The sequence below is a fragment of the Candidatus Njordibacter sp. Uisw_058 genome, from assembly GCF_047730065.1.
Taxonomy (GTDB): domain Bacteria; phylum Pseudomonadota; class Gammaproteobacteria; order Pseudomonadales; family Balneatricaceae; genus Njordibacter.
This window is the reverse complement of the sequence record NZ_CP159829.1, coordinates 1,560,691-1,577,585: the sequence shown is the minus strand read 5'-3', so window position 1 is coordinate 1,577,585 and position 16,895 is coordinate 1,560,691. Positions and strand designations below refer to the sequence as shown.

General features: G+C 45.6%; 19 protein-coding genes. 15 read left to right on the top strand and 4 right to left on the bottom strand.

Annotated features, from left to right (window positions below; genetic code table 11):
* Positions 1-123 precede the first annotated feature (123 nt).
* The 4 genes from ABXT59_RS07390 (at position 124) to sseA (ending at position 2,793) form a co-directional block, all read left to right on the top strand.
* Positions 124-786, top strand: coding sequence for a cupin domain-containing protein (locus ABXT59_RS07390; protein WP_443635191.1), 663 nt, complete (start codon positions 124-126; stop codon positions 784-786).
* A 67-nt stretch (positions 787-853) separates the two neighbouring features.
* Positions 854-1,330 (top strand): DM13 domain-containing protein, encoded by a 477-nt coding sequence (locus tag ABXT59_RS07385; protein WP_443635189.1) that lies wholly within the window; start codon positions 854-856, stop codon positions 1,328-1,330.
* Between the two features lie 45 nt (positions 1,331-1,375).
* Positions 1,376-1,861: a DUF1643 domain-containing protein gene (locus ABXT59_RS07380; protein ID WP_443635188.1), complete on the top strand. Its 486-nt coding sequence runs from the start codon at positions 1,376-1,378 to the stop codon at positions 1,859-1,861.
* Between the two features lie 35 nt (positions 1,862-1,896).
* Entirely contained in the window at positions 1,897-2,793 is an 897-nt protein-coding gene (sseA, locus tag ABXT59_RS07375; protein WP_443635187.1) for a 3-mercaptopyruvate sulfurtransferase, read from the top strand.
* A 61-nt stretch (positions 2,794-2,854) separates the two neighbouring features.
* Here the strand turns inward: sseA and ABXT59_RS07370 are convergent, their stop codons facing one another.
* From ABXT59_RS07370 to ABXT59_RS07360, 3 genes are all read right to left on the bottom strand, one after another.
* A complete protein-coding gene (locus ABXT59_RS07370; protein ID WP_443635186.1) occupies positions 2,855-4,189 on the bottom strand; it encodes a DEAD/DEAH box helicase in 1,335 nt (444 codons plus the stop codon).
* 162 nt (positions 4,190-4,351) lie between these two features.
* Entirely contained in the window at positions 4,352-4,744 is a 393-nt protein-coding gene (locus tag ABXT59_RS07365) for an MAPEG family protein (protein WP_443635184.1), read from the bottom strand.
* Between the two features lie 252 nt (positions 4,745-4,996).
* The gene (locus ABXT59_RS07360) at positions 4,997-5,563 is read right to left on the bottom strand and encodes a carboxymuconolactone decarboxylase family protein (protein ID WP_443635183.1); all 567 of its coding nucleotides are present in this window, start codon (positions 5,561-5,563) and stop codon (positions 4,997-4,999) included.
* 529 nt (positions 5,564-6,092) lie between these two features.
* Here ABXT59_RS07360 and puuE point away from each other — a divergent pair.
* Genes puuE through ABXT59_RS07325 form a run of 7 tightly spaced genes read left to right on the top strand, consistent with a single transcriptional unit; the run spans position 6,093 to position 11,480 of the window.
* Entirely contained in the window at positions 6,093-7,040 is a 948-nt protein-coding gene (gene puuE / locus ABXT59_RS07355; protein WP_443635182.1) for an allantoinase PuuE, read from the top strand.
* Between the two features lies 1 nt (position 7,041).
* Complete coding sequence (gene uraD, locus ABXT59_RS07350) at positions 7,042-7,557, top strand: 2-oxo-4-hydroxy-4-carboxy-5-ureidoimidazoline decarboxylase (RefSeq protein WP_443635180.1); 516 nt, start codon at positions 7,042-7,044, stop codon at positions 7,555-7,557.
* Positions 7,558-7,582: 25 nt separating this feature from the next.
* Positions 7,583-8,593, top strand: a complete 1,011-nt coding sequence (gene alc / locus ABXT59_RS07345) for an allantoicase (RefSeq protein WP_443635179.1) — start codon at positions 7,583-7,585, stop codon at positions 8,591-8,593.
* Complete coding sequence (locus ABXT59_RS07340) at positions 8,593-9,165, top strand: ureidoglycolate lyase (protein WP_443635177.1); 573 nt, start codon at positions 8,593-8,595, stop codon at positions 9,163-9,165. Before alc ends, ABXT59_RS07340 begins: the two co-directional genes overlap by 1 nt.
* Positions 9,166-9,203: 38 nt before the next feature.
* Complete coding sequence (locus ABXT59_RS07335; protein WP_443635176.1) at positions 9,204-10,406, top strand: urate hydroxylase PuuD; 1,203 nt, start codon at positions 9,204-9,206, stop codon at positions 10,404-10,406.
* A gap of 11 nt (positions 10,407-10,417) precedes the next feature.
* Positions 10,418-10,771, top strand: coding sequence for a hydroxyisourate hydrolase (gene uraH / locus ABXT59_RS07330; RefSeq protein WP_443635174.1), 354 nt, complete (start codon positions 10,418-10,420; stop codon positions 10,769-10,771).
* 4 nt (positions 10,772-10,775) lie between these two features.
* Complete coding sequence (locus tag ABXT59_RS07325) at positions 10,776-11,480, top strand: GntR family transcriptional regulator (protein ID WP_443635173.1); 705 nt, start codon at positions 10,776-10,778, stop codon at positions 11,478-11,480.
* A gap of 457 nt (positions 11,481-11,937) precedes the next feature.
* Here the strand turns inward: ABXT59_RS07325 and ABXT59_RS07320 are convergent, their stop codons facing one another.
* Complete coding sequence (locus ABXT59_RS07320; RefSeq protein WP_443635171.1) at positions 11,938-12,753, bottom strand: hydroxyethylthiazole kinase; 816 nt, start codon at positions 12,751-12,753, stop codon at positions 11,938-11,940.
* 173 nt (positions 12,754-12,926) lie between these two features.
* Between ABXT59_RS07320 and ABXT59_RS07315 the strand changes: the two genes are divergently transcribed.
* The 4 genes from ABXT59_RS07315 to ABXT59_RS07300 all read left to right on the top strand — a co-directional run bounded on the left by ABXT59_RS07315 (position 12,927) and on the right by ABXT59_RS07300 (position 16,823).
* Entirely contained in the window at positions 12,927-13,859 is a 933-nt protein-coding gene (locus tag ABXT59_RS07315; RefSeq protein WP_443635169.1) for an SPFH domain-containing protein, read from the top strand.
* Positions 13,856-14,320, top strand: a complete 465-nt coding sequence (locus ABXT59_RS07310; RefSeq protein WP_443635167.1) for an NfeD family protein — start codon at positions 13,856-13,858, stop codon at positions 14,318-14,320. Before ABXT59_RS07315 ends, ABXT59_RS07310 begins: the two co-directional genes overlap by 4 nt.
* Before the next feature lie 357 nt (positions 14,321-14,677).
* The gene (gene glyA / locus ABXT59_RS07305) at positions 14,678-15,928 is read left to right on the top strand and encodes a serine hydroxymethyltransferase (protein ID WP_443635166.1); all 1,251 of its coding nucleotides are present in this window, start codon (positions 14,678-14,680) and stop codon (positions 15,926-15,928) included.
* 196 nt (positions 15,929-16,124) lie between these two features.
* Positions 16,125-16,823: a DNA-3-methyladenine glycosylase I gene (locus tag ABXT59_RS07300; RefSeq protein WP_443635164.1), complete on the top strand. Its 699-nt coding sequence runs from the start codon at positions 16,125-16,127 to the stop codon at positions 16,821-16,823.
* The last annotated feature ends 72 nt before the right edge of the window (positions 16,824-16,895 follow it).

The following is a 16,895-nucleotide window of genomic DNA, read 5'->3' as shown; positions in this document are numbered from 1 at the left end:
ATTTTACTAACTAGCCTGTTAAACTAAACACGTTGTTGGGTTAGGCGCTTGCATCTGCCCAATGAATGTTATTTTTTTAGTTATGTATTTAGTTATGTAATCAGTGAGTTAGGAACTTGTTTTATGCTCAATATGGATTTCAGTCAAAATGTGGTTATTAATACCACTGAGCAAGCTTGGGTTGTTAGCCCACTAGCAGGCGTATGGCGTAAGCCCCTTGCTCGTGAAGATGCAGAGCGTGGACATGCCACAAGCATCGTCAAATATGAAGCGGGCGCAAGTTTTACTAGCCACGAACACCCATTGGGTGAAGAAATATTGGTGTTAAAAGGCACTTTTTCTGATGAAACAGGTGATTACTCAGCGGGCTCATACCTGAGGAATCCACCGGGCTTTAGTCATGCGCCATTCAGTAAAGAGGGCTGCTTATTGTTGGTGAAACTGCATCAGTTTTTACCCAACGACACACAAAGGGTGTGCATTAACACCCAAACCCAGCCATGGCGGCAGGGCATCGGTGGCTTAGAAGTTATGCCCCTGCATGAATTTGAAGGGCAGCACACGGCTTTAGTCAAATGGCCCGCTAATGAAGTGTTTCAACCACACAGCCACTTTGGTGGTGAAGAGATTTTAGTGCTGTCGGGCACCTTTCAAGATGAACATGGCAGCTACCCTAAACACACATGGATACGCAGCGCGCACCTGAGTCAGCACCACCCATTTGTAGAAGAAACAACTATTATTTTGGTTAAAGTAGGGCATTTAATGCCCCATAGTAGTGTATAAAGTAGCAGAGTACACGCTGATTAAATGATTGTATACGCATCTTTTAAGCATCACATAAGGGCGAGTCATGCAAAAAAAATTATTAGGCTTTTTAGCTTTTACCCACATCGCGACTTTGGCTTTGGGCTTTGCCCTTGGTATTTATGTGCTGCCCATACTCACCGCGCCTCCTGCGCCGACTGACAGTGAAATTCGGATCAGCGTATCACAGGCGGTGTATACGGGTGAGTTTATAACAGAGCTTAAGGGCAGTGATGCCTTGCATTGGGGCGAGGGCAAACTGTCTGTGAGCCTTGACCAGATCGCCTTGATGGGCCAGTTGGCCCCTGGGCCTGATTACCAGCTTTATTTGTCACCACAATGGGTAGAAACAGAGGTCGAATTTATGCAATTGAAAGCCAGTATGTTGCATGTTGGGGCGGTGAAAACCTTTGACCATTTTATTGTGCCAATGGCACCCAACACAGACTTAACGGCATTTAATACGGTGGTGGTTTGGTGTGAAACTTTTGGCGAGTTTATCACCGCAGCCCAATACCGTTAATCCAGCATTTAACACGTGCACTACCTACATCGCTTGGAGTTTTAATTGAAGAACACCGCCCAGTTATCCAGCTGCAGAAACTACCGCTATGCTTTATGGCGCACTTGGGATGACACCAAGCCATGGGTGATGTTTATTGGCCTTAACCCCTCCACAGCAGACGAAACTACCGACGACCCTACATTAACCCGCTGTATTAACTATGCCAAAGCATGGGGCTATGGGGGGGTGGGTATGGCTAATTTATTTGCCTACCGGGCCACAGAACCTGCCAACATGAAAGCCACTCAAGACCCCATTGGCGTTGACAACAACGCCTGGCTTATCAAACTAGCTAAACAAGCTTCACTGGTGGTGGCGGTGTGGGGTAATGATGGTGGTTATTTAGGGCGTTCAAAGCAAATCACTCAACTGATTCCTCATTTAAGTTGCCTTAAAGTGAATCAATCGGGTGAACCCGCCCACCCTTTGTATCAAGCAGCAAAACTAAAACCCATGGCCATGCCTCCAGTAAATCAAGCACCACATTAAGTAAACCATCGCTTTAATAAACAGTGAGACTTTCTATGTCCAACTCCGAATCCACATCCATTAACTCTAGCTCACTCGTTTCTAGTCCTTTTGTTTCTAGTCCTCTTGTTTCTACAGAATGGCTAGACACCCATTTACATGATGCTAACTTTAAGCTCATAGACGCATCTTGGTACTTGCCAAACATGCAGCGCAATGGTTACTTAGAGTTTGGTCAGGGCCATATTGCAGGGGCCATGTTTTTTGACATGGATCAAGTGTGCGACCAGACCTCTGATTTACCGCATATGGCCCCAACGGCTGAGGCATTTGCTGAGTACTTTTCAGCCAAGGGCATTAATGATTCACATCAGCTTGTGGTATACGACGGTGCTGGCCTATTTTCAGCAGCCCGAGTGTGGTGGTTGTTTAAGTGTATGGGTCTAGATAATGTATCGGTGCTCGATGGTGGTTTAGCCAAATGGCTAGCGGAAGGCCGTAAGACTGAACAAGGCATGATTGAACTACAGGCCTGTGATACGCCTCAATACACCCCAAGGGCGATCATGAGAAACGTTGAGCAAGTGCTCCAAGCCACACAATCTAAGGCTTATGAAATTATTGATGCCCGCGCACCTGGGCGTTTTTTAGGCTTAGAATCAGAACCCCGTGAAGGCTTAAGGTCTGGGCATATACCCGGGTCTAAAAATGTATTTTTCAAAACCTTGCTCAACCCAGACCACACTATGCAAAGCCCAGACGATTTGTGTGCCACCTTTGCCGCCGCCGGTATTGACTTGAATAAACCGGTCATCACCAGTTGTGGCTCGGGCATTACTGCCGCCATTATTAACTTGGCCTTAGCCCAAATAGGCAAAAGTGACCATTATTTGTATGACGGCAGTTGGGCCGAATGGGGCATGGACCCTGCGTTGCCTATGGCCACCCGATGATTTTCAACCAATGATTTTCAACCATTGGCTTTGTACCATTGGCTTTGAACCAAGGCTAATATTAACCCCAAATGTGTTTGTTTTTTCGAGTCTCAGGGCCTTTCTCGGGTGTATTGCTTGGGGGCTTTTTAGTGGCTTTGTCGTTTGCATTAAACGCAGCTTTCGATCTTGGTGCGCTTTTTGATTGGGGCGGCTTACTGGTGCGCACGTGGTTTAAAATGGACACAGGCACCACTTTTCGAACCGGAAACTCGGCTATGTCTTTGCGCTCAATCACATGGTTTAAGCGGCTTTCAATGGCACACAGGTTTTTAAAATCTCCTAAGGCCACAAACGAGATAGCTTCACCCGAAGCCCCAGCACGGCCCGTGCGGCCAATGCGGTGAATGTAGTCTTCGGGCTTAAAAGGCAGGTCGTAATTCACCACTCGGCTTAAGTCGCCAATGTCTAAACCACGGGCTGCAACGCCAGTGGCAACTAAATACTTGAGTTTGCCCGTTTTAAAATCGGCCAAAATCTTTTCTCGCATGGCTTGGCTTTTATCGCCATGAATGGCATTAGCTTGTATGCCCCGTTTTTCTAGCTGCGCCACCAGCTTGGCTGCGGCATGCTTTTTTTCAATAAAAATGAGTGCCTGATCCCATTTTTGGGTGTTAATTAAGTGGCTTAGCAAGGCCGATTTGGTGTCTTTGTCTACGGTTATTAACCACTGGTCTATGTTGGGTGCAGAGGTGCTTTGAGGCGAGATGGTGATTTCAACAGCGGCGTGAGCTTTGCTACCTTGCGTAAAGTCTTCAGCAAAACCATCCACAAGGTCTATAACTTCGTCACTCATGGTGGCCGAAAACAAGAGGTTTTGGCGGCTGGCAGGCAAACGATCAATAATCTTATTAATATCACCGTAAAAGCCCATGTCGACCATTCTATCGGCTTCGTCGAGCACCAGTACTTCCAACTCATCAAAATACAGGGCCCGCTGATGCGCTAAATCCAGCAAGCGGCCAGGGGTGGCCACTAAAATATCAATACCTTCAATTAAGCGCTGCTTTTGCGGCTCTGTATCAACCCCGCCATAAACCGCCATAGAGCTAAGGCTTTGGTGTTTACTGTAGTTAGCCACATCATCAGCCACCTGAATGGCTAACTCACGCGTAGGGGTGAGTATAAGCGCGCGTATGCGTTTACCCCGCAGGGTTCGCTCTTGGTTAAAGGCCTCTAAGATAGGTAATACAAAGGCCGCCGTTTTACCGGTGCCTGTTTGCGCCGTGGCTATGAGGTCTTTACCCGCAAGAATAACGGGAATAGCTTGCAACTGAATGGGGGTAGGGGTGGTATAGCCTAAGCTTTCAATGGCGCTAACAATAGGATGACACAACCCAAGTTTTGAAAATGGCATAGGAGCCCAGTCAGTTGGTGATCAGTAAGTAAGGCACCATTATAACAGCAGGGTGTGCCTTGTGGTGGCTTGATTAGACCTAATCATGCCTTTGCATGCATTAATCAGGCACTCACTGGGAATGCCTAATGATTGCAGTGGGTTACCTTGTATAAATATAAGCTAGGCCCATGCAGGGCTGCATAATAAAGCTAACGAGCTGATAAACCCAACCCCCCAAACTATCGTGCGCAAGGTTGGCCTATCGTTTAAATAATAAAAAATATAAGCCACCCTTGCAACAATGTATGCAATAGCCAAATAATCAATCGTACTTGAGGCCATGCCAGTCGCCGTGGCAACGAGAATACCTGCCGCAAAAATGGGAAAGCTCTCCAATTGGTTTTGGTGCGCTGCCAAGGCACGTTTACCCATACCCTCTAGGCTGGCCTGCTGCTCTCGTGGGTTATTGTTATCGTAGCCTTGAGGGCTCTTACTTTGTGCCCGAAACAATGGCGTCTTTGAAAGAACATGAAGTAACCCCGCTATAAAAAGACACCATAATGCGATCGACATATTTTAACTCCGTACTGTTTAATGGTTAGAATTTAACGCCTTAAGAAGGACTTCCAGTTCAGGAGTGTCGCTTACTTATCTTGTCAGCTGTGTTTTCTCTGTACTTTCTCTGTACTTTCTCTGTACTTTCTCTGTACTTTCTCTGTGATTTATTTTCCACAACGCCAATCGCACAACTTCCAAAAGCCCTAACCATCATCAAAGATGGTGCAGGGCGCAATGTATGTGCTTTAAAACCGGAGGCAAGCCCTGTTATGTCGGGTTGTTGAATTGATTGTTGGGTAATGTACAAAACCCTTGGGCAGGTACATCTAACGCGCTATTAAACTTACTGGATAAATTTTGGAAAGCAATCAGCCCAGTGAGTTCTACCACACCGTCGTCATCAAAGAACTGCTTGAGGCGATGAACTAATTCATCGGTGACTTGCTGATTGGAATAGGTCACCGCTTCGGTGTATTCAAGCACTACTTTTTCTTTTTCATTGAACAGATCGCTGTCTTTCCATTGCTCAAGTTGTTCCACCTTGTCTAAGGAACCAGAGCGCTTAGCAAAAGTGGCAGAATTGATGTCGACACAAAAGGTGCACCAATTAATTTGTGACACCCTTACGGTAACCAATGAACGCAGTTCTGGGTTTATTGGCGAGCTTTTTCTGTCGAGTGCGCCATAAAGTAGCGCCACGGATGCAAATATTTTGGGAACCCGTGCCCACAGTAAACTGGGGATAAGCACTTCACCATATTTTCTTTTCTGATTCCAAAAAAAGGGTCGCAGTATCCAAGGGTATTTTTTTAGATCCTTTACAGTAACTCTCATGGCACACCTATTAAATAATAACGCGTAAACAATAGCCAAAACTCATAGCCTAAACCCATGGCCTAAACCCATGGCCTAAACCGAGAGCCTAAACTAAGGGATGAAGGAGCAAAAGCCAACTGTTTTCTGTCTGAGCTAAATTTCTAGTTAATGTTTTATCAACTTTTTGTGAAGGCGCTTGATTTAGTGCTTTGTTAATAACGGCTATGAGTTGATCAAGGTATTAAATTTGTTCAATAACTATAACCAATAACTTTGCTCAGCCGCCCCCATAAATATCAACTAGGCCCTAGGCAAGCAGCGCATTAATGTATCTACCTCAGACTGGGCATGCAGTTTGGTGTCTTTTCAACATCGAGGCTTAACTGAAGTGGTGCGAGCCTCGGTACACGACTTTAATACGATGCATAAATTGACCACTTTATAGCCGTACTAAAGCAAGTACTGATTAAACGTGTTTAAACTAGCATTTTGATTTGGCTTCTATTATATTGTATACAATCTTATGTACAATATAGAAATAAGTTCAATGACTCTTCCTTATCCACGAGATTTAATAGGCTATAACGGCCAGCCACCCAAAGTAGAATGGCCCAATAAAGCCCGTGTGGCTTTGTCTTTTGTGCTGAATTATGAAGAGGGTGGCGAGCGCTGCGTGTTGCACGGTGACATTGAGTCAGAAGCCTTTTTGTCAGAAATTATTGGGGTGCAGCCGTATCAGGGTGTGCGCCACCCGAGTATGGAATCAATCTATGAATATGGCAGCCGCGCGGGCGTCTGGCGTATTTTAGACCTGTTCAAAAAACACAACATTCCCCTCACTATTTTTGCCATTGCTATGGCTGCGCAGCGCCACCCCCAAGTGGTGCAAGAAATGTACTCTCGTGGGCATGAAATCTGTAGTCACGGTTTACGCTGGATCGATTATCAATACATGGATCCTGAATTAGAGCGGCAGCACATGCGCGAGGCCATCGACATTCTCACCCAAGTAACTGGCGAACGGCCTTTAGGCTGGTACACTGGGCGTAATAGCCCCAATACTCGGGACCTAGTCATGGAAGAGGGAGGCTTTGTGTATGATTCTGACGATTACAGTGATGACCTGCCGTTTTGGAGTCGTGGTTCCAGCGGTCAAGGTGAACCGCACTTAGTCATTCCTTACACGCTAGATACCAACGACATGCGTTTTGCGACGCCCCAAGGTTTTCACACCAGTGAACAGTTCTTTCAGTACCTAAAAGATGCCTTTGATGTGCTTTATGAAGAGGGTGCTACGGCCCCTAAAATGCTGTCTATTGGCATGCATTGCCGTTTGCTGGGGCGCCCTGCAAGACTCAAGGGCATACAGCGCTTTTTAGAGTACGTGGGCCAGTTTGATGACGTCTGGTGTGCGCGCCGTATAGACATTGCTCGGCATTGGCAGAAATTTCACCCAGCCGCTGCGGCTAGCACAGCACACAAAGAGCACAATTAACATGGGCTTTTTATCCACCTGTACCCCCAGTCAAATGACGCGTCAGGCCTTTGTTGAGCACTTTAAAGACCTCTACGAACACTCCCCTTGGGTGGCTGAAGCTGTATTTGACAAAGGTTTATCCAAAGATCTTGACCACGCGGGGCCATTGTTAGCCGTCTTTCAAGAGACTATGTTAGCGGCCACTCAAGCGCAACAACTGACATTGATTTGTGCGCACCCAGACCTAGCAGGCAAAGCGGCCATTCGGGGTAAACTTACCTTGTCTTCAACAGCAGAGCAAGCAGGTGCTGGCATTAGCGCATGCTCTGCCGCAGAATTTGCCAAGTTTACCCAACTCAACGAAGCCTATAAAACCAAGTTTGGTTTTCCCTTTATTAAGGCCGTAAAGGGCAGTGATAGGCATCAAATTTTAGCCGCCTTTGAAGTGCGCATAGATCACATAAAAGACGTTGAATTTGGCCAAGCGCTCACTGAAATTAACAAGATAGCCAGCTTTCGCATGGCTGATATGTAATTTGAATTTATTAATGGAACACATCATGACTGATCAGCCGCATAATCCTTTCGCCCGCATGACCAATTTAGCAGACGCACGCCTCGGTGCTGAAGCCATTCATTGCACGGATGATTTTTTTGCAGATATGAATCGGATGCTGCAAAGCCATGACCCTGTTTGGAAAGAAGGGGTGTATGACGACACGGGTAAATGGATGGATGGCTGGGAGTCACGTCGCAAACGCCAACAGGGCCACGACCATTGTACAGTGCGTTTGGGTTTACCTGGACGCATTCGAGGCATTAATTTTGATACTACTTACTTTACCGGTAATTACGCCCCCAGCGTGTCTTTGGAAGCCTGTTATGTGGCTCAAGGCGACCCAACGCAGGCTACGCAATGGCAACCTGTGCAAGCTGCTCTCAATCTCTTAGGTGACAGTCATCACATTCAAACCATTGATTGTGATCAGGTGTTCAGTCATGTGCGCTTGCACATTTATCCAGATGGCGGCATTGCTCGTTTGCGTATCTATGGTGAAGTGGTTAAGGACTGGAACGCGCAAACCAATGAATTAGTGGATCTTGCAGCCATGAGTAACGGTGGTCGGGCCTTATTGTGCAGTAATGAACACTTTGGCACTATGGATAATATTCTAGCGCCAGGCCGAGGCATTAATATGGGCGACGGCTGGGAAACTGCTCGTCGGCGAGTGCCAGGTTTTGATTGGGTGATTGTGGCCCTTGGTCATGGGGGTATTGTGAGTGACATTGAAGTGGATACAGCCCATTTTAAGGGTAATTTCCCTGATTCTTGTTCAATTCAAGGTGCTTTTGTAGAGGGTGGCAGTGACGAACAAATGGCAGCTCAAAGTTTATACTGGCCAGAGTTGCTAGCTTCTCAAAAGCTCAGTATGGACCACATTCATCACTTCACTAGCGAAGTGCAAGCGCTTGGCGCGATCACCCACGTGCGGTTGAATATTTTTCCAGATGGGGGCGTATCACGCTTGCGTATTAAGGGGCGGATAGTGACTCAAGGGACATCATCTTAATGGCTAAGTCAATTATGATAAAACCTTTAACAGCTGAGGCCTTTGCTGAGTTTGGTGATGTGATTGAAGCCCATGAAGGAGATGGTTTTGGTATTAACCAAGGCTTTACTTGGCGCCACCATAAGTTGGCTAAGGTGCACACCGACCAGCCCACAGATGAGGCTATTATTAGCATTTTTAGTAGCAAAAACCGGCCCGCACCCATTGCCATTAATATGATGGAACGCCACCCCCTAGGCAGCCAAGCCTTTATGCCTTTAAATACAACTCCATTTTTAGTGGTAGTGGCTAAGGCTGGGCCAGAACCTAAACTAGCAGACCTTTGTGCCTTTGTTTCCAATGGTAAGCAGGGCGTAAATTACGCCACCGGCGTATGGCATCACCCGTTACTAATTTTAGCTAAAGAGCAAAATTTTTTGGTCATAGATCGATCTGGTGGAGGCAATAATCTCAATGAAGTAATGTTTGATGAAGACCAGTGTGGTCAATTAGATGTGGACGAGTTAATTAATCACTTAGCTGATAACTTATCTGATAACTTAACGAATAACACAACTAATAACTTAACTTAGCTTATAACGAGCCAACTGGCTAAAAGCGGAGAGTAACTATGGAAGCTCATTTATTTGAGTGGTTTAACCTAGCCCTGCGTTGGGTGCATGTCATTGTGGGCATTGCATGGATCGGTGCTTCTTTCTATTTTGTTTGGTTAGAGAACAATCTTGATCGCCAAGTAAAGAACCAAGATATAGCGGGTGAATTATGGGCCATTCATGGGGGTGGTATATATCACCTACAAAAGTATAATTTGGCCCCTGCTACCATGCCTGAGCACTTGCACTGGTTTAAGTGGGAAGCCTATAGTTCTTGGATTACTGGCGTGCTGCTTTTAAGCACCGTGTATTACCTTAATGCGGCCACTTATTTGCTTTTGCCAGGTTCTTCCATCTCTCCAATGCTGGGCGTGGCCATTGGTTTAGGGAGTTTACTAATGGGTTGGTGGGTCTATGACTTGCTGTGTAAAAGTCCACTGCGGCATCAGCCATTGTTGTTAGGTGTGGTGTTGATGCTGTTTTTAGTGGGTTTGTCATGGGGCTTTAGCCAATTTATGACGGGCCGTGCGGCCTACCTGCACGTTGGAGCAGTAATAGGTACTATGATGGTAGGAAACGTGTTCTTTATCATTATGCCTGCTCAGAGAAACTTAGTAGGCGCCATAGAGGCAGGCACAGAACCTGATCCTGCCTTACCAAAAAATGGTTTGTTACGCTCTCGCCATAATAATTACCTCACCTTACCCGTCATTTTTATTATGGTGAGTGGCCATTTCCCAAGCACCTATGGGCACGAGTGGAACTGGGCTATCTTGTTGGGCTTGTCTATTATCAGTGTGGCTGTGCGGCATTATTTTAATACTCGGCACAATAGCCAGCGATTTGTGTGGGCCTTGCCTGCAGCCGTTTTGGCGTTGTTGGTTATGGCTTATGTCACGGCGCCAAGTTACCCCAGTGCTAAGCCCATCAGTGCATCGTCTGCCGCTGCTGAGACCTCTGTTAGTGCCCTTCAAGCACAAGCCATTGTGGCTACACACTGTGTTGCTTGTCACTCGGCTACGCCGTCTCATGTGGCGTTTTCGGCAGCGCCTGGGGGTTTGATGTTTGACTCTATTGAGGCCATTAAAGCTTATAAAGATCAAATTTACTCACAAACTGTGGCCAGTCATATTATGCCGTTAGGTAACAGTACGGGCATGACACAAGACGAACGTGAACAGCTCGGTCGTTGGATTGCTGACGGTGCCAATATTAACTAAGGATGGATGTCATGGGATTTTTAACCACACATGTACTTGATACAGCTCAGGGTAAACCAGGCAGTAATATGTCTGTTAGTCTGTTTCGTATTGCCAATAATCAACGTCAGCTATTGAGCCAGCAAATAACTAACAGTGACGGTCGATGCGATGGCCCTTTGTTGCAGCATGAGGCTTTTTCAGTGGGCATATACGAACTTGAGTTTGGAGTTGAAGATTACTTTAAGCAAGCAGGAGTCGTGCAACCCACACCCCCATTTTTGACAGATGTAACCTTGCGATTCGGTATTGCTCAAGCTGATGAGCATTATCATGTTCCACTTTTGGTGTCGCCATATAGCTATTCTACCTACCGAGGTAGCTAACCCAGTGGCATCATCGACAGCCAATGAAAATGCACCTATGGATGCCTATCGGCAGCTCTTTGACGGCATTTTATCGCAACGATTAGCGCCGGGTACCAAACTTAATGAAGTGGAGTTAACCCAGTTATTTAGTGTCAGTCGAACCCTGATTCGGCAGGCTCTACAGCGTTTGCAGCTAGAACAAGTGGTAGAGATCCATAAAAACCGTGGTGCCTTTGTGGCCGCACCCTCGCCAGACGTGGCTGAACAAATACTTTTTGCACGACACACCATTGAACTAGCTGTGGTTAAGTTGGCCTGCCATCGCTGTAAACTCACCGATGTGCTCAAGTTACAATACATGATAGACCTTGAACAAAGTGCTATTAATCAGGGCGATATGGCTACCGCATTGAGACGCTCGGGAGAGTTTCACCTGCAATTAGCGATCGTGGCGGGCAACCAGCCGTTTGTGCATGCATTAAGAGGTTTAATCTCTCAGACATCCTTGATCATCACCATGTACAACCATGGTGGCGGTAATGCCTGTGCTAGGGACGAGCATAGCCAGTTGCTTGAAGCCGTAAAACAGGGTGACGAAGAGCAGAGCCAGAAACTAATGGCTCATCATTTAGGTCATATAGCCGCAGGCTGTGATTTTACTCAGAGCCCGCAGATGGCTAACTTAAAGGGGGCGTTCGCTCACCTTGGACAAGTGCAACAGGCCTAATATCTTAATATGCCTGCGTCGTCGTAGGTGATTTGGGTGCATTTATTAGCAACCAAAGATGACTCACTGGGCTTGCTCAAAAGGAGTGCTAAATAGAAGTGCTAAATAGAAGTGCTATACGGGATTATTGAAGCCAAATAGTGCAAAAATTAGTTAAATGATAATTGTGATCATTAGGTGTTGAAATTTAATCAGTTACCCTGTACTGATGAGACAGCTGTAACTCCTTATGTTTTTTTATTGCGGCACTTAATAGTCACCTCGGTGGTTATTTTTTGCACAGCCGATGTGTAAACCTGTCGTCTTTAGCCGCAGCTTTTCAGCACTTATCCTTATGCCTAGCTTAAGCCTGAGACTGAGCCTAATCAGATTAACCCCACCTTTTAAGCCTACTTTCTAAAGTTGCTTCCCAAACGTGTTGACCTAGACCTTCTTAACAATAATTACTTCGGTATTTTTACTTAGACCGTTCCAATTCCAACACATGGCCATAACGAGCGATGGTTTGTTGGTTCATGGAATAAAGTGAATCTAATAAGTTCATGTGCATACTGCCTGGGCCAAACGATTTATTTGCCGCCAATTCTGCGGCTACACCCATGGTCAGTAATGCCTGCACTGCAGCATCAAAGGCATCATGGTCTACGGCCATAAAACAGGCCATAAAGGCAGTAGTGGCGCAGCCCATAGCTGAAATGCGAGTCTGCATCTCGTGGCCATTAGCGATCATAATGGTTTTCACACCATTGGTGATTAAGTCTGTTTCCCCTGTTTGTGCCACTACACAGCCTTGTTGTAAGGCCAGTTCTTGGGCAGCCATTGGGCTAGACGAACCTACTAAGGCTTTTATTTCCATCGCATTGGCTCGAATGACTTGGGGTCTATGTTGTAATAATTCCACCGCATAAGCACACCGCTTTTTTGAAGCATGTACTGAAACGGGGTCTAAAATCCAAGGTTTTGCATAGTCATTAGCCGCTTGAATAGCGGGGCGAATGGCCGCTTTACGATTGCTGTCCAAGGTGCCAATATTAACCACTAAGCTGTTGGTCACAGAGACTAACTCGGTAATCTCCTCTACCCCAAGGGTGAAGCAGGAGCCTGCACCAACGGCTAATATAACATCTGATGAAATATCCTGTGCCACCGTACTGGTAATGCAATGCACCCTTGAGCGTTTGCGACTCAATGCAGTTAGTGCTTCGGCCGCACCTTTAGCATAATGCGCAGTGAGATGGTTTTGATGGGCACTAGTCGACAAGCTGTTGGACATTGTATTTCCTTGTTTGACGTGGGTTTGTGACAAAAGGATCAGTTAATTCTATTCTCGCACATGCGCTTTAGTCAGGAAACACTAAGGCAGTTAATTTGTATGGGATAAGTCATGCTTTTTGAACAAACTCACGCTATTATTAAACCCTTAAGTTCATCAACAAGGAATTGTGCATGTCTATTGCAGATTTAGGACAAAGTTTAACGGCGTTATTTTTTACCATGGTAGCAGTGCTGATCATCTTTAAAGGCATTCGTATGGTGCCGCAAGGATATCATTGGACGGTAGAACGTTTTGGCAAATACACGCGCACCTTAAGTCCTGGTTTACATTTATTGGTGCCCTTCATAGACGCCGTGGGTAGAAAGCTTAATATGATGGAGCAGGTGTTAGATGTAGACCCACAGGAAATTATTTCTTCAGATAATGCACAAGTCATGACTGATGCTGTGTGTTTCTTTCAAATACAAGATGCGGCTAAAGCGGCGTATGAAGTGAATAATTTAGATAGAGCCATGCAAGCTTTGGTCATGACCAACATTCGCGCTGTGTTAGGCTCTATGGAATTGGATGAGATGTTATCTAATCGTGAGAGCATCAACCGTAATTTATTGGAAAAGGTTGATGACGCCACCGACCCTTGGGGTGTCAAAGTCACTCGCATTGAAATTAAGGATATTGCTCCACCACAAGATTTAGTCACCGCCATGGCTCGGCAAATGAAGGCCGAGCGTGAAAAACGAGCACTCATTTTGGAAGCAGAGGGCGAAAAAGAAGCTGCCATAAAAGTAGCTGAAGGTCAAAAGCAGTCTGAAATCCTTAAAGCTGAAGGCCAGCTAGAAGCGGCCAACCGAGAAGCCGAAGGACGTGAGCGCCTAGCTCAAGCAGAAGCAAAAGCGACGCAAATGGTTTCTGAAGCCATTCAAAACGGTGACTCCCGAGCAGTTAATTACTTTATTGCTCAAAAATACATTGATGCTTTAGGACAACTTGCAGCATCAGATAACAATAAAATAATGATGATTCCTCTTGAAGCCAGCAGTGTCATTGGTTCGATCTCTGGCATTACTGAACTAGTCAAAGATATGGGTAAACAAACCTCATGATTGAATTTTTGGAAGCAATGCAGTTTTGGCACTGGATTCTATTAGCCATTGTGTTAATTGCTGGGGAAGCATTAGGTGCTGCAGGGTTTTTATTAGGCGCCGTCATGGCGTCTCTAGAATTAGCCCTCATTACTTACATTTGGCCTGACTTAACGTGGCAACAACAAATCTCCTTGTTTGCTGTGCTCGCTTTATTATGTTCTGTGTGGTTTTGGTATCGCTTTAAGAACTTTAACCAAGCAACCAACCAGCCTCAACTTAATGACCGAGCGGCGCAGCTTATTGGTGGTGAATTTGCCTTAACCCGAGCCATGAAAGGTGGGCAAGGCAAGATGCAGGTGGGCGATACGTTATGGCGGGTTGAATCAGCTGTTAATTATTCAGCTGGTACTCAGGTTAAAGTGATTGGCAGCCGTGACATGGTGCTGCTGGTTATTAAGGCGGGTGCAGACACTGAGTAACGCTCAATCAGCAAAGACTCATTTGGCGGTTTAAAGCAAATAGATCAGTCTTATGAGTATTTGCGCTCTAAGACCTTTTATAGATCCAACACATAATAAACATATCTAAAATTAATCTATTTGGAGCACCGCTTTGCCATATTTTTATGTATTCTGGCATTATATCAGTGCTTTAAGGCCCCACAATTCGCTGTTACATAATGTAGTGTCGTAAAAAACTAAGTGGGCGATGCCATAGTCGTTATGATGCACATAAGGAAAGAATTTTAGTTTGACCCTACTCAATGGGTCTCATCAGTTTTAAGTTTTAGCCATTTTATGTCCCTTAGTTGGGAATTAATCGTTTGGGAGTAAGCAATGTTTAACAAGTCCGACCGTATCAGTGACTTTGACCCGGAACTTTGGGCCAGTATGCAAGAAGAAGAGCAGCGCCAAGAACACCATGTGGAATTGATTGCCTCAGAAAACTACACTAGCACCCGCGTGTTGCAAGCCCAAGGCTCAGTTTTGACCAACAAATATGCCGAGGGATACCCTGGTAAACGTTATTACGGGGGTTGTGAATTTGTCGACAAAGCTGAGGTCTTAGCTATCGATAGGGCCAAGCAATTGTTTGGTGCTGATTACGCTAACGTTCAGCCCCACTCAGGTTCACAGGCTAACGCTGCGGTATTTCAAGCGTTAATCACACCAGGGGATACTATTTTAGGTATGAGCCTTGCTCATGGTGGTCATCTAACGCATGGTTCACACGTTAACTTTTCTGGCAAAAATTACAATGCTATCCAGTATGGTCTCAATGAAGCGGGTATCATAGACTACGACGAAATCCAACGTCTGGCCACAGAGCATCAGCCTAAAATGATCATAGCAGGCTTTTCTGCCTACTCACAGGTAATGGATTGGAGTAAGTTCCGAGACATCGCAGATAGTGTTGGGGCATATCTACTGGTTGATATGGCACACGTGGCTGGCTTGGTTGTGACGGGTCATTACCCGAATCCTGTGCCCTTTGCAGACGTTTGTACTACGACCACCCATAAGACTTTACGCGGTCCCCGAAGCGGTTTAATTGTGGCTAAGGCCAACCCAGATCTGGAGAAGAAGTTTAACTCTGCGGTGTTCCCTGGCCAGCAAGGTGGACCTCTTATGCATGTGATTGCGGCTAAAGCAGTGGCTTTCAAAGAAGCGCTGGAGCCTTCCTTTAAAGAATACCAAGCTCAAGTGTGTGTTAATGCAAAGGTTATGGCCGAGGTGTTCCAATCTCGTGGTTATAAGATTGTTTCTGGCGGTACCGAGAATCATCTTATGCTAGTTGATCTCATTGCTAAAGGCATTACTGGCAAGGCTGCCGATGCGGCTTTGGGTCAGGCGCATATCACAGTGAATAAAAACTCAGTGCCTAACGACCCACAGTCACCTTTTGTGACTTCTGGTATTCGTGTAGGGACACCAGCAATCACCACGCGTGGTTTTGGTGCTGATGAAGCACGTGACCTAACGGGTTGGATGTGCGATGTCATGGATAACATTGATGACGAGCAGGTTATTAGCCAAGTTAGAGCCAAAGTCACTGAGCTTTGTAGCCGTTTTCCAGTTTATAAATAAACCAGTGTAAGCGTTTTAAAAGGCCTCAGCTGAGGCCTTTTTTGTGTCTGTTATTAACGAAGTAATGGCATTTAGTAGCAATAATGGTTGCTTTGGATCGGCCTAATACTAAGGTATATCTTTACTCAGTAAGCCAAGTAATTCGATGCTTACTTGGTTATAATATCGCCTTATAAAATCAATAGAGAGGCAGGTCATGGCAGATTTTAAGCCAATTCTTAAGCGGGCTCTGCGGCGCAAAGATGGAGAGCAAGGCTTAGAGCTATGGGTTTTAGAACCGATGCCCATGGCAACATTTATTTCCCAGCCAGATCATCGGTTTTTATCCATGATGACTAAGGTGATATTTCAAGCGGGGTTTGTATGGCGAGTCATCGAAAATAAATGGCCTGATTTTGAAACTGTATTTTTGGGTTTTGATACTGAAAAAATGATGTTATTAAGCCCTGAGCAATGGGAAAAAATAGGCACAGACAAACGCATCGTGCGCAATATGCAAAAAATCATTAGTGTGCCCCAAAATGCGACTTATATTGATGATCAAAGTCGAGAGTATGGAAGTTATGCAGCTTTTTTAAAGCAATGGCCTCAAGAGGATTTAATTGGACTATACCGGCATTTAAAACAAGCGGGTTGTCGGTTGGGCGGTATGAGTGGGCCGCGTATATTGCGTCAAATGGGTCTTGATACGTTTATGCTTAGTACTGACGTTGTCATGTGTTTACAAGATGCAGGCTTAGACATTGCCGATCAGCCAAGTAACAAGCGTGACTTGGCTAAGGTACAAGATTGTTTTAACAGTTGGCGTCAGCAAACAGGCTTTTCTTTTACTCGTTTGAGTCGCATCTGTGCCAGTTCAATTGGTCAAAACTACGCCCCTAAAGCACGCACTTAATCAACCCCATGCAATAAAAAACATGGCTTCCAAAAAAGGCCTCAAAAAGAGGCCTGTAACAGGGGGTGTACT